Annotated in this window: 17 protein-coding genes; 9 read left to right on the forward strand and 8 right to left on the reverse strand. The window is 61.4% G+C overall.

Translation table 11 applies throughout. The features are described 5' to 3' along the window. Nucleotides 1-89: 89 nt before the first annotated feature. The 4 genes from ACO07N_RS07825 to ACO07N_RS07840 all read right to left on the reverse strand — a co-directional run bounded on the left by ACO07N_RS07825 (nucleotide 90) and on the right by ACO07N_RS07840 (nucleotide 5,885). Nucleotides 90-1,781 (reverse strand): methyl-accepting chemotaxis protein, encoded by a 1,692-nt coding sequence (locus tag ACO07N_RS07825; RefSeq protein WP_421980481.1) that lies wholly within the window; start codon nucleotides 1,779-1,781, stop codon nucleotides 90-92. 196 nt (nucleotides 1,782-1,977) lie between these two features. Continuing rightward, nucleotides 1,978-3,804, reverse strand: a complete 1,827-nt coding sequence (locus tag ACO07N_RS07830) for a hypothetical protein (RefSeq protein ID WP_421980482.1) — start codon at nucleotides 3,802-3,804, stop codon at nucleotides 1,978-1,980. A 100-nt stretch (nucleotides 3,805-3,904) separates the two neighbouring features. Then, a complete protein-coding gene (locus tag ACO07N_RS07835) occupies nucleotides 3,905-4,462 on the reverse strand; it encodes an ActR/PrrA/RegA family redox response regulator transcription factor (protein ID WP_306145850.1) in 558 nt (185 codons plus the stop codon). Between the two features lie 97 nt (nucleotides 4,463-4,559). Next, nucleotides 4,560-5,885 (reverse strand): ActS/PrrB/RegB family redox-sensitive histidine kinase, encoded by a 1,326-nt coding sequence (locus ACO07N_RS07840; protein WP_421980483.1) that lies wholly within the window; start codon nucleotides 5,883-5,885, stop codon nucleotides 4,560-4,562. Nucleotides 5,886-6,061: 176 nt separating this feature from the next. Between ACO07N_RS07840 and secB the strand changes: the two genes are divergently transcribed. Further along, nucleotides 6,062-6,568: a protein-export chaperone SecB gene (gene secB, locus ACO07N_RS07845; protein ID WP_421980484.1), complete on the forward strand. Its 507-nt coding sequence runs from the start codon at nucleotides 6,062-6,064 to the stop codon at nucleotides 6,566-6,568. Nucleotides 6,569-6,650: 82 nt separating this feature from the next. Here secB and ACO07N_RS07850 read toward each other — a convergent pair whose 3' ends face one another. From ACO07N_RS07850 to hrcA, 3 genes are read right to left on the reverse strand one after another with little or no spacing between them, the layout of a single operon-like run. Then, nucleotides 6,651-7,058: a carboxymuconolactone decarboxylase family protein gene (locus ACO07N_RS07850; protein WP_421980485.1), complete on the reverse strand. Its 408-nt coding sequence runs from the start codon at nucleotides 7,056-7,058 to the stop codon at nucleotides 6,651-6,653. Between the two features lie 46 nt (nucleotides 7,059-7,104). Continuing rightward, the gene (locus ACO07N_RS07855) at nucleotides 7,105-7,908 is read right to left on the reverse strand and encodes a HesA/MoeB/ThiF family protein (protein WP_421980486.1); all 804 of its coding nucleotides are present in this window, start codon (nucleotides 7,906-7,908) and stop codon (nucleotides 7,105-7,107) included. Nucleotides 7,909-7,954: 46 nt separating this feature from the next. Further along, the gene (hrcA, locus tag ACO07N_RS07860) at nucleotides 7,955-9,004 is read right to left on the reverse strand and encodes a heat-inducible transcriptional repressor HrcA (RefSeq protein WP_421980487.1); all 1,050 of its coding nucleotides are present in this window, start codon (nucleotides 9,002-9,004) and stop codon (nucleotides 7,955-7,957) included. Between the two features lie 197 nt (nucleotides 9,005-9,201). Here hrcA and rph point away from each other — a divergent pair, with 197 nt between their 5' ends. From rph to ACO07N_RS07900, 8 genes are all read left to right on the forward strand, one after another. Beyond that, entirely contained in the window at nucleotides 9,202-9,915 is a 714-nt protein-coding gene (gene rph / locus ACO07N_RS07865; RefSeq protein WP_421980488.1) for a ribonuclease PH, read from the forward strand. Nucleotides 9,916-9,927: 12 nt separating this feature from the next. Beyond that, nucleotides 9,928-10,566 (forward strand): RdgB/HAM1 family non-canonical purine NTP pyrophosphatase, encoded by a 639-nt coding sequence (gene rdgB / locus ACO07N_RS07870; RefSeq protein WP_421980489.1) that lies wholly within the window; start codon nucleotides 9,928-9,930, stop codon nucleotides 10,564-10,566. Nucleotides 10,567-10,571: 5 nt separating this feature from the next. Beyond that, the gene (hemW, locus tag ACO07N_RS07875) at nucleotides 10,572-11,735 is read left to right on the forward strand and encodes a radical SAM family heme chaperone HemW (protein WP_421980490.1); all 1,164 of its coding nucleotides are present in this window, start codon (nucleotides 10,572-10,574) and stop codon (nucleotides 11,733-11,735) included. 221 nt (nucleotides 11,736-11,956) lie between these two features. Next, the gene (phaZ, locus tag ACO07N_RS07880) at nucleotides 11,957-13,627 is read left to right on the forward strand and encodes a polyhydroxyalkanoate depolymerase (RefSeq protein WP_421980491.1); all 1,671 of its coding nucleotides are present in this window, start codon (nucleotides 11,957-11,959) and stop codon (nucleotides 13,625-13,627) included. A gap of 265 nt (nucleotides 13,628-13,892) precedes the next feature. Continuing rightward, nucleotides 13,893-14,333, forward strand: coding sequence for a DUF2852 domain-containing protein (locus ACO07N_RS07885; protein ID WP_421980492.1), 441 nt, complete (start codon nucleotides 13,893-13,895; stop codon nucleotides 14,331-14,333). Between the two features lie 134 nt (nucleotides 14,334-14,467). Then, nucleotides 14,468-15,205, forward strand: coding sequence for a M48 family metallopeptidase (locus ACO07N_RS07890; protein ID WP_421980493.1), 738 nt, complete (start codon nucleotides 14,468-14,470; stop codon nucleotides 15,203-15,205). Nucleotides 15,206-15,289: 84 nt separating this feature from the next. Next, the gene (locus ACO07N_RS07895) at nucleotides 15,290-15,724 is read left to right on the forward strand and encodes a hypothetical protein (RefSeq protein ID WP_421980494.1); all 435 of its coding nucleotides are present in this window, start codon (nucleotides 15,290-15,292) and stop codon (nucleotides 15,722-15,724) included. A 311-nt stretch (nucleotides 15,725-16,035) separates the two neighbouring features. Further along, complete coding sequence (locus ACO07N_RS07900) at nucleotides 16,036-16,602, forward strand: hypothetical protein (RefSeq protein ID WP_421980495.1); 567 nt, start codon at nucleotides 16,036-16,038, stop codon at nucleotides 16,600-16,602. Nucleotides 16,603-16,605: 3 nt separating this feature from the next. Here ACO07N_RS07900 and ACO07N_RS07905 read toward each other — a convergent pair whose 3' ends face one another. Beyond that, nucleotides 16,606-18,885: a transglycosylase domain-containing protein gene (locus ACO07N_RS07905; RefSeq protein WP_421980496.1), complete on the reverse strand. Its 2,280-nt coding sequence runs from the start codon at nucleotides 18,883-18,885 to the stop codon at nucleotides 16,606-16,608. Nucleotides 18,886-18,943: the final 58 nt, after the last annotated feature.

Genomic DNA, 18,943 nt, shown 5'->3' on the forward strand with positions numbered 1-18,943 from the left:
ATTCCGGAAAATCTGCGTCGGCGACAAATTCGGACATGCAAATGCCCTCTCCGCACGGAAGAGGGCATTCGTGTTTCTGGCCAGCCTTATTAGGCGACGGAGCGCCTGCGGACTTCTTCCAGGAATGTGGCAACCTGGTTGCGCAGCTGGCCGGCATTTCCCTGGAGCTCCTGGGCTGACAGGTCGACCTTTTCAGCCGTGTCCCGCGTGTTTTCGGCCGCGGTCGCAACGCTTTCGATGTTGGTGGTCACGTCGACGGTGCTTCGGGAAGCCTCCGTTGCGTTCGTCGCGATTTCCTGCGTGGCGACGCCCTGTTCGTCGACGGAGGCGGCGATCGAGGACGCGATTTCGTTCATGTTGTTGATGATTTCGGTGACCGAGGAAATCGCGCTGGCCGCGTGACCGGTTTCTTCCTGGATTGCCGAAATCTGGCTCGAGATCTCTTCCGTTGCCTTGGAGGTCTGGTTTGCCAGTTCCTTGACCTCGGCGGCGACGACGGCAAAGCCCTTGCCGGCCTCACCTGCGCGGGCTGCCTCGATCGTCGCGTTCAGCGCCAGAAGGTTGGTCTGTTCGGCGATCGCCTGAATGAGCGTGACCACCTCACCGATCCGGCTTGCGGATTCAGACAGCCCGTTCATGCGCTGGTTGGTGGATTCGGCTTCACCGGCGGCCCGGGCCGCGATTTCGCTGGAGGACTGAACCTGCCGGCGGATTTCGTTGACCGAGGCGGACAGTTCCTCTGCCGCCGCAGCCACTGTCTCGACGTTGTGCGAGGCCTGCGACGACGCATTGGAGACAAGACCGCTCTGCTCGGTCGTCTGCGCCGCGACATCGGTCATGGTCGAGGAGGCGGACTGCAGGTTCTGGACCGATCCGTCGATCACGTTCAGCATGTCCATGATCTGGCGGTCGAATTCGCCGCTGAGATGCTGGATCTCGGTTCCCTTGCGGGCCGCATCCTCCTGCGCTTCGTTTTGTTGTTCTTCCAGTGCGCGGCGCTCGGTCTCGTTGTGAACGAACACTTCCATGGCAGAGGCCATCTTGCCGATTTCGTCACCGCGGTCGGTTCCGTCGATCCGGATATCGGTGTTGCCGTCCGCCAGCGTTGCCATGTTGGCCGTCAGGGACCTGAGCGGGCCGACAAGGCTGCGGATCGCGAAGAGAGCGATCGTGCCGGCGATGACCGCGCCAATGGCAGCGAGGACGATGATCAGGACAGCCTGGTTCCAGTAGGCAGCTTCAAGGTCATCGATATAGACCCCCGTGCCGAGCATCCAGCCCCAGTCCTGAAGGCCGACGGCATAGCCCCACTTTTCAATCGGGATGTCGCTTCCGGCGCGCGGCCACAGATACTGAAGGCTGCCGCCGCCTGCCTGCGCGCGCTTTACCAGCTCGGGAATGATCCGGACGCCGTTCGCATCCTTGAGGCCGGATAGATCTTTTCCGATCAGTTTCGTGTTCACGTGGGAAAGCGTGACGGAGTTATTGTCGAAAACGAAAATGTAGTTTGTGCCGTCCTCGAAACGCATGGCCGCAATCGCTTCCAGAGCGCGCTTCTGTGCTTCTTCTGTTGTCAGTGACCCGTCTTCTGCCATTTTGTGGTAACTCGCCGCGATCGTTCTCGCCGTATGCGAGATGTCTTCGATCTTGACGAGACGCTCCTGCATCATCGCGTCTTTCAGCGAGACGAGCGAAAACGCCGCAAGGGCGACGGTGAAGATGGCGATTACGAAAACCGGTGTGCAGATTTTCCAGGCCAGAGGCCAACGTGTGAATGACATGCCGTGCTACCCAAAGTTAAACTTTGAATAAGCTTAGTCGCCAAGTGTTAAGGAATGCTGCACTGCACTTGTACTTTGGTACAAAAAATTCGGGAGAATGCTTACGTGGTTTTTACAATATATTCTTCTTAAGAGGGAGAGATTAAATCTTGCATCTTTGGGTGGAGAGACGTGATTTTCAGCTCTGCCGCCAATGTCACCTGCGCGCGCAGAACACATCGCGCAAACCCGGGCGTGACCATGTCGCGTTCTGCAGCTGGCCCTTCAGGGTGTGGCCCTGCCCCTCATAATGGAAGGTATTCGGGCTGCCGAGCCGCTGCAGCGTCACCGCGCCATATCCCATTTCGGCAACGGTTGCCGACTGGCCATCCGGTGAGAACACCACATTCAGGTCGATGCCGGCCGTGCACAGATAGTCAGCGACATTGGTTCGGGCCGCCTGTTGCTGGAAATCGCCCTGGTTGCCTCCGCCGATCGTGCCGGGGGGAACCGGACCGCCGCCATTGTTGACAAAGGGGTCATTCTGAAAACCGTCCTGGTTCCCGAACCCGCCGGCACCATTGTTGCCGAACCCGCCTGCGCCGCTGCCGCCGAACCCGGCCTGGCCGCCGATGACGACTTCCCGGTAGGGAGCCTGCGTGACGTAGATGCCCCGGCATTCACCCGTCGCGCCGCGCACGGTCCAGGCGTGGGAAACGTAAGTCTGCTGTTCCAGCACCTGACCGGGCTCAAGCCGGGCATAAGGACGCTCGCCGCCACGATAGTCTACCCAGCTGACCTCGATGGCATCCCGGCCGGAATTGCGGAACACGATTTGCCCCGGGCGGACTGCTTCGACGGACCGCACGCGGCCCAGTTCGTTGCAAGAAAGGTCCGCACCCGGATCCTGGCCGCCGTCAGCGACGATCTGCTGCGGAAGCGCGCAGGTCGCCACGAACAGCCGGACCGGATTTGCGCTGCCTTTCAGGGAAACCTGATAGGCTGGCAGTCCTTCGATCGAGATCGACAGTTCCGACTGCTTGATCATCGCTTCCCAGAGCGGATCCGTCATCTCGATATTGACTTCCGGCAGGGAAACGCCTTGGGAATTCGCGTTGGACGATCCGAAGGCGTTGAAGCTGCCCAGATAGTCTCCCGCGGAAATGCGGATCGCCTGCGGCATGCCTTCCTGCAGTCCGGCGGGCGCCTGCTGGAACGTGATCTTCGCAAACCCGGCTTGCGTCGTGCAGTCGGCCCTGAAGTCCCGGTCGTCGGTCTGCGGCACCGTGTGCTCGATGACCGACGGCGACCCGGGCTGACCGCCGGGATCGGTGGCCCATTGCCGGGCCTCGTTTGGTGTGACGACGACCGCCTGCGCGTTCGCACCGCCGGACAGGCTGTCGCGGATTGTCGTCTCGAAGTCGCCCGGTGAGGTCGACGCGACGGTGTCGCCGTTCGGATCGCCGCTGGAAATCGGCGTTTCGACCTGCTCGAGCGGCGGCAGTCCGCCAGTGTCCGCGGGAGGTGTGACCTCCACGATGGATGTTTCGGTTCCCTGGCTCGCCGGCGCTGTGGAAGACGTTTGTGTCTGGCTCTGACCCGCCGCAGCGGGCGCATTGGCGACGGGACCCGCGGCAACCCCGGACGACGTGCCGACGACCCGGGCGGTCGCACCCGGTTTTCCGTCGCTGGTCACGTCGACGACGAGCGTGCTTCCGCTGCAAAGATCGGCATCGCGATGCAGGACACGGCTGTTTTCGAGTGTGACTTCCAGTTTGACGTCACAGCCGGGCAAGGTGTTGTCGCTGCCCATCGTATCGATCACCACGCCCTTGTCGTCGCGGCTGATGATGGGCCGGTATTTCTTGTCGACCGTGATGGAGCGTATGCCTGGTTCCGCCGGCTCCACGTTGATCCGCACGGTCTCCGGGACGGATTGTGCAAACGCGCTGGCACTGTAGGTCAGAAGACAGAAGCTGCAGGCCGCCAGCAGACGGGATTTGATGACAGGCTTGTTTGAACGGCTGGCAGCAAGACGCCGCATGGACGATCTCCGTCGGAGCGCAAGAAATTCGTTATGTGAATACTTAGGCAAAGTGGCGCTGAAAGGGCAACCCTGCAATCGGTTTCAACACAGGCCTTTGTTAGCGCGGCGCTCTTTTCGCAAGAATACGCTGCAACGTTCTGCGGTGCATGTTCAGGCGGCGTGCCGTCTCCGACACATTGCGATCGCACAATTCGTAGACACGCTGGATGTGTTCCCAGCGGACACGGTCGGCAGACATGGGGTTTTCCGGTGGCTGCGCCTTGTCCTCGGGCTTGCGCGCAAGCGCTGCGACGATATCGTCCGGATCTGCAGGCTTGGCGAGATAATCGATCGCACCGAGTTTGACCGCGGTCACGGCGGTGGCGATGTTGCCGTAGCCTGTCAGGATGATCGCGCGCGCATCCGGGCGCTTCTGCCGGATTTTCTCTATGACATCCAGACCGTTGCCGTCTTCAAGGCGCATGTCGACGATTGCATAGGCTGGCGCGATACGCAGGATCTTGGCAGCTGCGTCCTGAACGCCGTCGGCGGTTTCCGTCGCAAAGCCGCGTTTTTCCATCGCACGCGCCAGGCGCTGCTGAAAGGGTTTGTCGTCGTCGACGATCAGAAGACTCATGTCTCCCGATCCATTGAATGAAGTCATCTGGTCCGTCATGGCTCGTTACCGTCTATTCTTACGTCTTCTTGCGCAGAATGGATGGTCTTCCGGAAAGAGACCTGCCACAAAATCTGCTTTTGTTGTCGTTATGGGGCTAAAACGGCGTTTCGTCCACTCCAACAGGACTTTCGAAGACCGGGCGCGGCCAGCTGACGCGGATGTGGGCGCCGCTCTCGGGCGGTGCCTTGTTCTCGAGCTGCAGCTTGGCGCCGGTGCGCTCAAGAAGGGTTTTCGCGATGAAGATCCCCAGCCCGAGCCCGCCACCCTTGCCGTTCTGATGGGACCTGCTGCCGCGCACGGACACGTAGGGATCCCCGATCTTGCCGAGGATATCCATGGAAAAGCCGGGTCCGTCGTCACGGATCGAGATTGACAGCGTGTTATCGTCCCAATGTGCCGAGACATCGACACGCGATTTTGCGAAATCCACAGCGTTTTCAACGAGGTTGCCCAGGCCGTAGCGAATTGCCGCATTCCGTGTTCCGACAGGTTCCGGCCCCTCGCCGTCATGTGTCGAGTGAATGGCAACCCCGGTCCCGCGGTGCGGATCGATGACGTCTTCAAGGAGCTGGGCGACCGGCATGCGCTGGTAGGTCTGGTCTTCCTCACTGGAAAGACTGGTTAGTTTCTGAAGGATCTCGCGGCACCTTTCGGCCTGGGACCGGATCAGCGCGACATCCTCGCCGCGATGGTCCTGGGCTTCGAATTCGTCGGTCAGTTCCTTGGCGACAAGATAAATCGTCGCAAGTGGCGTCCCGAGTTCATGGGCCGCGGCCGTTGCCAGTCCGTCCAGCGCGTTGAGGTGCTGCTCGCGCGCAAGCACGAGTTCAGTTGCGGTCAAGGCATCGGCAAGCTGGCGCGCCTCTTCCGCCACCCGGAACGCATAGACCGCCATGAAGCCGAGCGTGAGCACCAGCGCGATCCAGATTCCGACCGAATAGATCACGGGCAGCTTGAAAACTTCCGTGTCGGGCCAGGGCAGCGGGTAGTGAAACACGGCCAGAAAGCTGGCGCAGACCGTTGCCAGGACCCCGAGCATGAAGGTGTAACGCGCGGACAGGCCCGCAGCAGACACCATCACCGGCGCCATCAGCAGGAACGCAAACGGATTGCCCAGCCCTCCCGTCAGGAACAGCAGGCCGCTCATTTGCACGATGTCGTAGCCAAGCTGCAGGATGGCCGCGCGTTCGGAAAGACGCATGGCCGACGGCCAGCGGATCTTCAGGAAAATGTTCAGCCAGGCGGAGAGCGCGACCATGGCGAAGGCGGGCCCGGCGGGGAGCTCGTAGCCAAGGCCCACATGGACGACAAGCAGGGCTGCGGTCTGTCCGCCGACCGCGAGCCAGCGCAGGCGCACCAGCGTGTCCAGCTTCAGGCGCCTTTGCGTCAATGTTATGTTGGACGCGCTTTCATCCGTCATAAACCCCTTTTGAATCGGAATCCGGGTCCTGACAAGGCCATTGCACTTGTGCGCGCCGTTTTGAGATGTTAGCCAGCCGCTGAAAAGGTTGTTCGGACTACGCGGGCCGGCGGCCATATTGAGGGATACCGGTATTCTTCATCACAGATCAGCACCGCGAAACGGAATGAAACAACATGACCGATACGAATGACGGCGGCGCACAGCCGCAGACGGAAGGCGCTGCTGCTGCACCCGGCATGCATATCCTGGGTCAGTACATCAAGGACTTGTCTTTCGAGAACCCGAACGCGCCACGTGCCCTGACCCAGGGCGAGCAGCCCAAGCTCGACATCAATGTCAACGTCGGTGCCCAGCAGATGGGCGATGACCAGTTCGAGGTTGTCCTGACGCTGACGGCAAAGGCCGAACGTCCCGACATGGTCATGTTCAATGTTGAACTGGTCTATGCGGGCCTCTTCAAGCTGACCGGCGTTCCGTCCGAACACATGCATCCTTTCGTCATGATCGAATGCCCGCGGATGATCTTCCCGTTCGCACGCAACATTCTCGCCGAAGCGACCCGCAACGGCGGCTTCCCGCCGCTGATGCTCGATCCGATCGATTTTGCCCAGCTGTACCGTCAGAACATGGCGCAGCAACAGGCCACCGGACAGGGCGAAGGCGCGGCGAAGCCGAACTAATCGGCACAATCCGATTTACTCAGGACCCGCGTGGAGCTTGGCTCCGCGCGGGTTTTTTTGACCGGTTGTTGTCACGGTGCTGTCAGCGGACCTCGAACTCCGGGTCGACTGGCACCTGCAGTGACGTGACCAGCGTGTTGGTCATGGCGGCCAGCCCGATGATCTGCAGCAGTTCACCGTGTTCGTCATCGCTCATGCCCTTCGCGCGGGCCGCCGCGGTATGAGAGTGAACGCAGTAGCTGCATCCGTTTGCAGCTGAAACCGCGATATAGATCATCTCGCGTGTCTTCTGGTCGAGGGCGCCGGGCGCCGCCATCACCGATTTGACATGCGCCCAGGTGCGCGCAAGGCCCGGCGGGTCCTGTGCCAGCGCGCGCCAGACATTGTTGATGAAATCGGACCCGCGGGTCGCGCGGATGTCGTCAAACACGGCTTTGACTTCGGGGATCGCTTCCGCTTCCGCATCCGTCATCAGTTTTACAGTCGCCATGGCTTCCTTCTCCGAATTGTCGTGCCGATTACCTGACCGCTGACCCTCAGGCCTCTTCCAGGAGCGCCGCCCAGCTTTTCGGGTCGGACCCGTTGAGCGGGTTTTTCGCGGAGCGTTTGTAGGAAATGGTTTCCATCCGGAAGCTCCTTGCATCGAACATGATCATGCGCCCGACCAGGCCTTCGCCCGTTCCCGTGATCTCCTTGATCACTTCCATCGCCTGCATGGTGCCGATGATGCCGGTCAGCGCACCCAGCACGCCCGCCTCCGCGCAGGTCGGCAGCAGCCCGTCGCGCGGTTTACGCGGGAACAGGCACCTGTAAGTCGGGTTGGCCTCGCCCTGGGTATTCTGCTCAAAGGGCTTGAGCGTGGTGATCGACCCGTCGAACTGGCCGACGGCCGCCGTCACCAGAGGCTTTCGGGCAAAGAAGCAGGCATCGGAGACAAGGTAGCGCGTGTCGAAATTGTCCGACCCGTCCACGACGAGGTCATAGTCCGACACCAGGGCGAGCGCATTGTGGCCACCGAACCGTGTGGGATGCGGCTCCACGTTGACATTCGGATTGAGGCGGGCAATCGCTTCGGCCGCGCTCGCGACCTTGGGCTCGCCCAGCTGGTCGGTGCCGTGAATGACCTGGCGCTGAAGATTGGACAGTGACACGGTGTCGTCGTCGACGATGCCGAGCGTTCCGACACCGGCAGCGGCGAGATATTGCAGGACCGGGGCTCCGAGCCCGCCCGCCCCGATCACGAGCACGCGCGCCTTCTTGAGCTTCTGCTGCCCGCCGCCGCCGATTTCCTGCATGACGATATGACGGGCGTAACGTTCAAGTTCTGCGGGCGAAAGCATGCTGAAGTCCTGCGAAGTCGGGGTCGAACAGATTTGTTTGTGGTGCCTACTTGAGGATCCGGCTGACCAGGCGCGCGGTGTAGTCGACCATCGGAATGACCCGCGCGTAGTTGAGCCGCGTCGGGCCGATGACGCCGAGAACACCGACGATGCGCTGATTGCTGTCCCTGTACGGCGAGACCACGAGCGACGAGCCTGAAAGCGAGAACAGGTTGTTCTCCGAGCCGATGAAGATGCGCACACCGTCACCGGTTTCGGCGAGACCCAGAAGCTGGATCAGATCTTTCTTGTTCTCCAGGTCGTCGAACAGAAGGCGGATGCGTTCCAGGTCTTCGACCGCGTCCAGGTCGGTGAGCAGGTTCGAGCGTCCGCGCACGATCAGTGTCGCAGGGTCGTTGGCTGTCTCGCCGCCCCAAACGGCGAGCCCGGCATTGATGACCTTCTGGCTGAGCTGGTCGAGTTCTGCCTGATCCGCGTCGCGGACCTTTTCCAGCTCCCCCTTGATGTCGGAGAGCGTGCGCCCCTGGATCTGCGCGTTCAGATAGTTGGTCGCTTCAACGAGGGCGGACGCAGGCAAATTCGCCGGCAAGTCGATGATCCGGTTTTCGACTGACCCGTCCTCGCTCACCAGAATGGCGAGCGCTTTCAACGGTTCGATCCGGACGAACTCGATATGCTTCAGGCGCATGTCGCTCTTGTGCGTCATGACCACACCGGCACCCATGGACAGCCCGGACAGCATCTGGCTGGCTTCGGTCAGCACCTGTTCCGTCGAGTTCGCCTCGCTCGAGGCGCGGACCTGAACGTCGATCTGCTGGCGTTCGTCTTCGGTGAGGTCACCGACCTCAAGCAGGGCGTCGACGAAGAAGCGCAGGCCGATCTCTGTCGGCAGGCGGCCGGCGCTCGTGTGCGGCGAATGCAGCAGGCCCAGGTGTTCCAGGTCCGACATCACGTTGCGCACCGATGCCGGCGACAGCGACATGGACAGGTTGCGCGACACGTTGCGGGAGCCGACGGGCTCTCCGGTTTCCAGATAGGTTTCCACGATCGAGCGGAATATCTCGCGGGATCTCTTGTCGAGGTCGCTGAGGCTCAAGGTGTCTTCTCCAAATGCACACTGCGATTGTTGGACGTTTTTCGTCTTACACCCAAGATATAGGCGCAAAATGGGCCCGACGGGAAGCTGGCCCTTTACCTCAGGCGAATTTGAGGTCTACAAGGCGCAGGAGATCAGCAGGAAACGGTCGTTTCCAGGCGAAGGTAATCCGCTAGGGAAAGTCGAAAGGAAATTTCATGCGTCCGTCAAAACGCGCAGCCGATGAGCTCCGGGCGGTGACTTTGGAGCGCAGCGTTTCAAAGCATGCGGAAGGGTCTTGCCTCGTCAAGTTTGGCGATACGCATGTGCTGTGCACCGCCAGCCTCGAAGAGCGCATACCGCCCTGGTTGCGTGGCCAGAACCGGGGCTGGGTCACGGCCGAATACGGCATGCTGCCGCGTGCGACCGGCGATCGTATGCGCCGCGAAGCGAGCGCCGGCAAGCAGTCCGGCAGAACCCAGGAGATCCAGCGCCTGATCGGACGCTCGCTGCGCGCCGTCGTCGATCTCGAAGCACTCGGTGAAGTCCAGATTTCGGTGGACTGCGACGTCATTCAGGCGGATGGCGGCACCCGGACCGCGTCGATCACGGGCGCCTGGGTGGCGCTCCGCGACTGTATCGAATGGATGCGCGCGCGCGACATGGTGTCCGGTGACGTGCTGAAGGATCACATTGCCGCGATTTCCTGCGGGATCTACGCGGGCGCACCCGTGCTCGATCTGGACTACGCGGAGGACAGCACCGCAGAAACGGACGCGAACTTCGTGATGACCGGATCCGGCGGGATCGTCGAGATCCAGGGAACCGCCGAGGGTGCACCGTTCTCGGAGGATGAGTTCACCCAGCTGCTCGGTCTTGCGAAGGCGGGCATTGGCCGCCTTGTGGACCTGCAGAAGATGGCGATTCTGTAAGGGGCCATGCTGATGAGCCATCGCAAACTCGAACCCGGCCGCCTTGTCGTCGCAAGCCACAACAAGGGCAAGATTAGAGAAATCAACGAGTTGCTTGCGCCATACGGCTTCGACGTCGTCTCGGCAGGCGAGCTCGACCTGCCGGAGCCCGAGGAAACCGGAACCACGTTCGAAGCAAACGCGGCCCTTAAGGCGGTCGCGGCCGCCGAAGGCTCCGGACTGCCGTCCCTGGCGGATGACAGCGGTTTTTGCGTCGCCGCCCTGGGGGGCGATCCCGGCATTTATTCCGCGCGCTGGGCGGGTCCCGACAAGGATTTTGCAATGGCGATGCGGACGATTGAGGAAAAGCTTCAGACCGTTTCGTCCGGACAGGAAACCAACCGCCGCGGGTCCTTTGTCGCCGTTTTGTGCCTTGCCTGGCCGGATGGTCACACGGAGTTTTTCCGGGGCGAGGTGGAGGGCGATGTCGTCTGGCCGCCGCGTGGCACGGAGGGCTTCGGCTACGATCCGATGTTCCGCCCGGACGGGCACGACCGCACCTTCGGCGAAATGTCTCCGGAAGAAAAACACGGTCTGTCGGACGACCGGGAGCCGTTGTCGCACCGCGCCCGTGCGTTCACGCTGTTTGCCGAAGGCTGCCTGAAGGGATAGCCGACGTGACAGCGCAAAAGGCAAACGAAGCTGGATTCGGGATCTATATTCACTGGCCGTTCTGCGCGGCCAAGTGCCCGTATTGCGACTTCAATTCGCATGTGCGCCATCAGCCCGTCGACCAGGCCCGTTTCGCTGCCGCGTTCGAACGGGAGCTGTCCCATTTTGCCGAACTCACCAGCGGAAAGAGCGTCCAATCGATCTTTTTGGGCGGCGGAACGCCATCGCTGATGGAGCCGGCAACGGTCGAGCGTCTCCTAGAGGCAGTTGCGGACCGCTGGACCCTTGAGGACGGTGTCGAGATCACGCTGGAGGCCAACCCGTCTTCTGTTGAGGCAGAGCGCTTCAGGGGCTATCGCGCGGCGGGCGTCAACCGCGTCTCGCTTGGTGTCCAGTCCCTGCAGGACAGGGATCTGAAACTGCTTGGACGGCTGCACGATGCCGACACGGCCCGCGCAGCTGTGGAGACTGCCCGCGCGACATTTCCGCGGCTCTCCTTCGATCTCATCTACGCCCGCCCCGGTCAGGCATTGGCCGGCTGGAAGACGGAGTTGCAGGAGGCGATTTCTCTTGCCGCCGATCACCTGTCGCTCTACCAGCTGACGATCGAGCACGGCACGCCGTTTTACGCGCTACATCAGGCGGGCAAGCTGGACATGCCGGAACCCGATCTGGCGGCCGAATTTTTCGAGTTGACCCAGGAGGTGACGGCCGAAGCCGGTTTGCCCGCCTACGAAGTCTCCAATCATGCCCGTCCCGGCGCAGAGTGCCGCCACAATCTGGTCTACTGGCGGTATGGCGACTATGTCGGCGTCGGACCGGGCGCGCACGGGCGCGTCACCGCCGGCGCAACCCGCCTGGCGACGTCGACCGAACGTCATCCGGAGACCTGGCTGGAAAATGTCGAGCGCGCGGGTCACGGACTGATCGAAAACGCCGGTCTCAACGAAGAGGAGCAGGGCGACGAATTCCTGCTCATGGGTTTGCGCCTCAAGGAAGGCATCGACCTCGGCCGCTACGAGACGTTCTCGCACCGGTCCGTCGATCCGCGCCGTCTGAAGGCGCTTCTGGAGCATGGAATGGTGGAAGAAATCGGGGAAAACCGGGTGCGGGCGACGCGTGAAGGCTTTTTCGTGCTCGATGCGGTTGTCGCGGACCTTGCTGCCTGACGCCGGTGCGCTCGGGCCGTCCTTAATTCTACCAAATTGATTTAAATGAGCTATCTGGCTTTCGCAGCGCAAATATGTTCGGCGCCGAAACGAGTTCTCCAATGCATTGATTGGCTTAGCTCCCGTTTAACATAGCAAATAGCAGTATTGCAGGCGGTTGCCCGGCTGGCTATCCTGTTGCGATGCAATAGATGGTGCCATAACAAGCGGGCCGCGAAAGAATGTATACAAATTTCGTCAAGGGGGCGGGCGGCGGCTTCGTAAACCAGGGAGACGCGTCATTGCCGTTTTATCATCTTTATGAGCTGAATCATGCAGCAATGGCGCCGTACCGGGCGGTTGCCGACATGATGCGGCTTTATTTTCAAAATCCTTTGAATCCCTGGACCCATACGAGTTTTGGCCGTCAGATCGCTGCCGGCTGCGAAGTTCTGGAGCGCACGACGCGCCGGTATGGCAAGCCGGAATTCGGCCTGAAGGAAACCACCGTCGGCGGCGTTCGGGTTCCGGTGCGCGAGAGTGTTGTCTGGAGCCGTCCCTTTTGCGACTTGATCCGTTTCGAACGCGGTGTCACGTCGCACCGCAACGATCCGAAAGTCCTGATCGTTGCGCCGATGTCCGGGCACTACGCGACCCTGCTGCGCGGCACGGTGGACGCCCTGATGCCCAACGCCGACGTTTACATCACCGACTGGATCGATGCGCGCATGGTGCCGATCCAGGAAGGCAAGTTCGACCTGGACGACTACATCGACTACATCATTTCCATGCTGCATTTCCTGGGACCGGACGCGCATGTGCTCGGTGTCTGCCAGCCATCCGTTCCGGTGCTGGCAGCCGTCGCTGTCATGGAAGATCGCGAGGATCCCTACGTTCCGTCCACGATGACGCTGATGGGGGGACCCATCGACACCCGCGTCGCGCCGACCGCCGTGAACGACCTTGCGGTGTCCAAGGGCATCGACTGGTTCAAGAACAACGTCGTCATGAAGGTTCCGTTCCCGCATCCCGGCTTCATGCGCGATGTCTATCCGGGCTTTCTCCAGCTGTCCGGGTTCATGAGCATGAACCTTGACCGTCACATGACCGCGCACCGCGAGTTTTTCCAGCATCTGGTTGAAGGCGACGGCGACAACGCGGAAAAACACCGCGAGTTCTACGACGAATATCTCGCGGTCATGGATCTGACCGCCGAGTTCTATCTGCAGACCGTTGAAACGGTCTTCATCAAGCATTCCCTGCCCGAGGGAACGATGGAACACAATGGCCGGATCGTTGACTGCACCAAGATCAGGCGCACCGCGCTTTTGACCGTCGAAGGCGAGAAGGACGACATTACCGGCCGGGGGCAGACACGCGCCGCACACGATCTGTGTACAAGCCTGCCGGACGACATGAAAGCGCATTACGAGCAGCCGAATGTCGGGCACTACGGTGTCTTCAACGGGTCGCGCTGGCGGTCTGAAATCGCGCCGCGCGTGATGGATTTTATCCGTTCGAACCGCGCCGGCATGCCGAAGAAACCAGCCGTCAAAGCGCCGGAAAAGGCCGAGGCCCCGGTCAAGGCAGCGGCAGCGCCGAAAGCGCCGGCGAAGGCAAAGCCCAAAAGCACCGCCAAACCCAAGGCGAAAAAGGCGCCCGCACCCCGGCCGCTCGAGGATATCCTGCTCGCGAAGCCTGATGGGGCGGCGGACAATCTCAAGGAAATCAGCGGCGTCGGGCCGAAGCTCGAATCGACGCTCAACGAAGCCGGCATTTTCCATTTCTGGCAGATCGCCGGGCTGACCGCTGAGCAGATCGAAGCGTTGGACGGCAAACTCGATTTCCGGGGCCGGATCGAGCGCGACAAGTGGATCGAGCAGGCTCGAAAGCTTTCCGAAAGGGTCAGCTGAGCGGATTTGAAAAAGGCGCCCTCGCGGCGCCTTTTTTTGATGTGTACGCATGGGAACGAGCGCAGCACCAGAAAATCTCGTATCTTGGGAACGGCCCTTGGGCGCTTTCCATAAATCGCCTTAATCCATAACAAATACAGAGACTTAACGGCGCTTTTCATGTGTGCGGCGATATTGTTTCGAAGCCGATTCTTTTTGTGACGATCATCACAAATCCTTGAAGCTGGCCTCCGCAATGCCCACCTGAAGTGCGTGGATGTCTTAAATGGATAGGATGATGACGACGACCAAGAGTTGCATGATTAAACCTGCCTGGACGCCTGTGACCATCGGCCTGATGGTGCTTGGGTTTGTGGTGTTTTGGCCGCTCGGCCTCGCCATGCTGGCCTATATTCTGTGGGGCGACCGTTTCGAGGGCATGGCGCGCGACGCCAGGGACCAATGGCGCGGAAGCCAGCTGAAGGGAGCATTCGAACAGATGTCAAACACCACTGCCTATGCCCGGACCGGCAATGTCGCGTTTGATGATTACCGCGAGCGTGAACTGAAACGCCTCGAGGAAGAGCGCGCAAAACTGGATGCGATGCGGGCCGATTTCGACGATTTCCTGCGTGAATTGCGCCGGGCGCGCGACCAGGAAGAATTCGATCGTTTCATGGCCAACCGTGGCCGGTCGAGTGGCGGAAGCGAAGCAGCGCCTTCCTGAACCACTCCTCCTCCCAGATCCGTCACGGGACGGCCTGACCGGAAGCGGCGCTTGAAAAGCGCCGCTTTCGTCATTTTTCAGAAAGCCAAAAAGCTCTAGACTCGTCGACAAGTGATTCGACCGGACTGCGCGATATGCTCCTGCGACGCGGCAAGAAAGACTTGCCGGACCACATCGACATCGAAACGGACACGAGCGCGGTCCGGATCCGTCTGCGCGCGAACCCGCGCGCGCAGCGCTATCTGCTGCGTCTTCCGGCAGACAGTTCCGGTCCCGTCCTGACGGTGCCCAGGGGCGGGGATCTGAGGCGCGCGGAGCACTTTGCCCGTCAGCACATCGGCTGGCTTGTCGAACGGCTGCAGGACCGCCCGCAGCATGTCAGCCTCGCGCCGGGCGACGTCTTTCCCCTTCGCGGTGTCGACCATCGCATCCTGCCGACCGGAACCTTGCGCGGCCTCGTGTCGGCGGGTGTCGGCGAGGACGGTGCGCCGGCCCTGTTCGTCCCAGGTGCCGATGATCATGTTCCGCGCAAGGCAACGAACTGGCTCAAGTCCGAAGCCCGGAAGGATCTGGTTGTCCGGGCGCAGTTTCACGCCGCCAGGATTGGCAGGAAGATCACCGCAATCAGCGTTCGCGATACCAGGAGCCGTTGGGGTTCCTGTGCGTCTAACGGCAAGCTTTCGTTTTCCTGGCGCCTCATCCTGGCACCCCCCGAAATCCTGGACTACGTGGCCGCGCATGAAGTCGCGCATCTGAAGGAAATGAACCATTCGGCCCGGTTCTGGCGCCTGTGTGAGGAACTGGCTCCCCAGACGCCGACGGCGCGCGTCTGGCTCAAGGAAAACGGCACCTGCCTTCATGGATTCGGTTGACGCCGGCAGGGCGTCGCTGTTCGAATGGCTGTGCATCTTCGCAAAGGTATGCTTCCCTTGCGTCACGATGTTCAGGAGCCCGTCATGCAAATCTTCTCAAGAGCAATGAAAACCGTTTCCGGCGCAGCCTTGCTGTCGGCTTTGCTGGTGCCGGTGAGCGGCCCGGCGCTGGCGGACAGCTGCTGGAACCACAATGGCTCCATCATGAGGCTCCAGGCGCAGGGAAATCAGCGATGGCTCTCTTATGAAATTCCGCGCGACGTTCTCAGGGCCGCCGGAGTGCAGCGCGGCACGCTGCTATTCAACGGCGTCAAGAACGGCAACTGGTATTCGGGGACTGCCCGCGTCTTTTCAAAATATTGCCCCGGCTCGCCCCTGGAATATTATGTCGAAGGGCCGGTCAGGGGTGACCAGCTGCAGGTGACCGTGACCGGAACACGGGAAGTCTACAACCAATGCCGCCCGACCGGCCGGGTCAAGACGGACACGCTCGTTTTCACCTTCAGCCACGACTGCTGATCCGCTTCCGTATCGATAGGCCTATGATCATTGTCTTGAACGGATATCCCGGCGTCGGGAAACTAGAGCATTTTCCGACCAATTTGGATCATTTGACCGAGGCCCTTTTTCGCGCTGGCGAGACGGTTCGCCCGCCGTGGTGTTGCCCACCACAAGGGTGAACCAACGACGCCAGAGCGGAAAAGGGCCCGGCCAATCTTGATGTTTGTCGCTTGAATGCGTTCCACAAAGGGTGAGGATATCCAGCCCATCGGCTGCGTTGTGCCACTTGCACGATGCACCGCATCGCGCTTCGTGACCCGCCTGGCCGAGTGAACCGGATATCCGCATCAAATGATTCAAATTGGTCGGAAAATGCTCTGACGATCGGCCGCGCGCTTGCTGACATCCTTGGCGGCAAACTTCTTGATATTCACTCGGTTTACAACATCGCGTTCGCGCTGACGGAATTCAAGACGCCCGCGTTTCGCGAAGCTGTTGAACGCGTAGAGGAAATCGCGCACGACCTGGTGCTGAAACTTCCCGATGAAACACCGGTCGTGTTCACGACGGTGATCGCAGGCGACAGCGACTGGGGAGAGGCCGAGTGGTGTAAACTGCAGAAACTCGGGAAGGCACGGCCGCCGTTCTGCGTCGTGCATCTTTCTTGCGATCTGGAAGAGAACATCCGCCGTATCGGTGACCCGAGCCGTGACGGGATGCGCAAACCGCGCGATCCAGACATGGCCCGCCGAAACCAGCAACAGGCAAAGCCGCTGGCCGGAAGTGACGCCCGGTATCTGCTGAAGCTGGAGACGACCGGGATGTCTGGGCAAGAGTCCGCGCGGCGCATTTATGACTGGACCGCGCGCATCGAACCGGGTCCGGTAACCGCGTAGGGACTAACCACCGCCGAAGATGTTACGCAGCAGACCGAGCGGGCCCCGCCGTTCGCCGTTGCCGCCGCTTGCCTCGCCATCCCCTCCGCCGATGGAGCCGGGAGGAATCGGATGTCGCCCGGAGCTGACCGCGTTTTGCGGCTGGCCCTGTTCCTGCGGCTTGCGCGGTGCAGCCATGCTGACGGGCAGGTTCGGCACGCCCGGAAGATCGGCGACGGGCAGGCCCTGATGCGCCACATCCATCACCGCTTTCCAGGTTGCCGCGGGCAGGCTGCCCCCGGTCGCTTTCTTCGTGGGTGAGTTGTCGTCGTTTCCGTACCAGACGGCAGTGGTCAGGTTGCCGGTATAGCCGATGAACCAGGCGTCTCGGAAATCCTGGCTCGTCCCGGTTTTGCCGCCGGCCGGGCGCCCGCTGTCGAGCCGCGCCTTGCGCCCGGTTCCCGTCAGCAGCGTTTCGGACATCATCAGGTTCATGTTGCCGACATCGCGCCGCTGAACCACGCGCCCGCGTCCGTCGCCGGACCTTGAGTAGAGCGTTTTTCCGTCGACAGTCTTGATCCGCCGGATGATGTGCGGAAGGACACCGTAGCCGCCATTGGAAAACGGTACATAGGCGGACGCGATCTCGAGCGGTGTGACCTCCGATGTCCCGAGCGCGAGCGAAAGGTTTTTGTTGAGATCGGACGTGACGCCCAGTCGCTTCGCCGTACTCGCGACCGTTCCCGCGCCGACTTCATGGGCCAGCCGCGCCGCAACGGTGTTGATCGACAGGCTCAGCGATCTGGTCAGCGTGACCGGGCCGTAGTGTTCCTTGGTGTAGTTCTTGGGGGACCAGCCGCCGATGGTGATCGGCTGATCCTGCCGTACGGTTTGCGGCGTCATGCCGTTTTCAAGTGCTGCGAGATAGACGAAGGGCTTGAATGCCGATCCGGGCTGGCGCTTCGCGTAGGCTGCCCGGTTGAATTGGCTCTTTGCATAATCCGCTCCGCCGACCATTGCCTTGATCGCACCCGCGGTGTCGAGGGTCACGATCGCGCCCTGGGTGACGCCGAGCTTCTGACGGTTTTCGGCAAGTGCGGCCCGCAGCGCGCCTTCGGCGGCCTGCTGCATGGAGGCATCGATCGTCGTGTCGACAATGATGTCGCCTTCGATCGAGCCGACAAAATGCGGCAGCACATCCATGACATAGTCGGCGACGTAGTTTTCGCTCGCGGTGGTGTGCCGCCGGATCGCCTTGGCGGGTGCGGCGATGGCCGTCTTGGCCTCGTTCGAGCTGATGAAGCCTTCCTCGTGCATCGCCGCCAACACCAGCTGCGCACGGTCCTCGGCAAGATCCGGATTGCGGGCGGGCGAATACCGTGACGGGGCTTTCAGCAGGCCGGCGATGGTTGCCGCCTCGGCTACCGTCATCAGCCGTGCGGACTTACCGAAATAGCGGCGCGCCGCCGCATCGACGCCATAGGCGCCCGAGCCGAGATAGACCCGGTTCAGGTACATCTCCAGGATTTCGTCTTTCGAGTATTCCGCTTCCAGCCAGAAGGCGAGCACCAGCTCCTGGATTTTCCGCTTTATCGTCCGGTCGGGTTCCAGAAACAGGTTTTTCGCGAGCTGCTGTGTCAGCGTCGATCCGCCCTGGGAGACACGGCCCGACGTGAAGTTGGTATAGGCCGCGCGCGCGAGGCCGATCGGATCTATCCCGAAATGCGAGCGGAACCGCCGGTCTTCAATGGCAATGACGGCATTGGGGAGATAGGGCGGCAGTTGTTCCAGGCGCACGGCTTCACCGCCCGTATCGCCGCGATTGGCCAGAAGGTCGCCGTTAAGCGCAACGATCTTGACGTTGGGCGGCCGCGCCGGCACTTGCCATTCCGAGGTTGGCGGCAGGTAGGCTGCGTAGTATCCGATCACGCAGACCGCCGCGATGACGCACCAGATCCCGGCAACGGCGCTCCAGTAGACCCCCCGCTTGAAAATCCTGCCGACGAAAGCGGGGATCCGGATCCTCGACTTGCGTTTCCGGCTGCGCCGCTTCGCGCCGGATCTGCCGCCGCGACGGTTGCCTGTGCTGCTCCGGGATTTGCCGCTCTGCGACTTCGCGGACTTTTTGGGTCCGGTCTTCTTCCGGCTCGTGGAACCTGCCTTGCGGCTTTTCGGTTTGGAGCCGGATTTCGACGCAGGCGCAGCGGTTCTGTCCTGCGGCCCGAGGCGCAGGTCGAGCAGGCTGCTGCTGTCTTCCCCGAATGTCGGTTCAATCCTTGGCTGGCGTTTCGCCCGCGATGCCATTGATCATCCGTCCCGTCGTCAATTCCGGCCTGTGCCGGGTTCCCCGAGATGATCTTAA

The organism is Roseibium sp. (genome assembly GCF_965229775.1).
Classification (GTDB): domain Bacteria; phylum Pseudomonadota; class Alphaproteobacteria; order Rhizobiales; family Stappiaceae; genus Roseibium.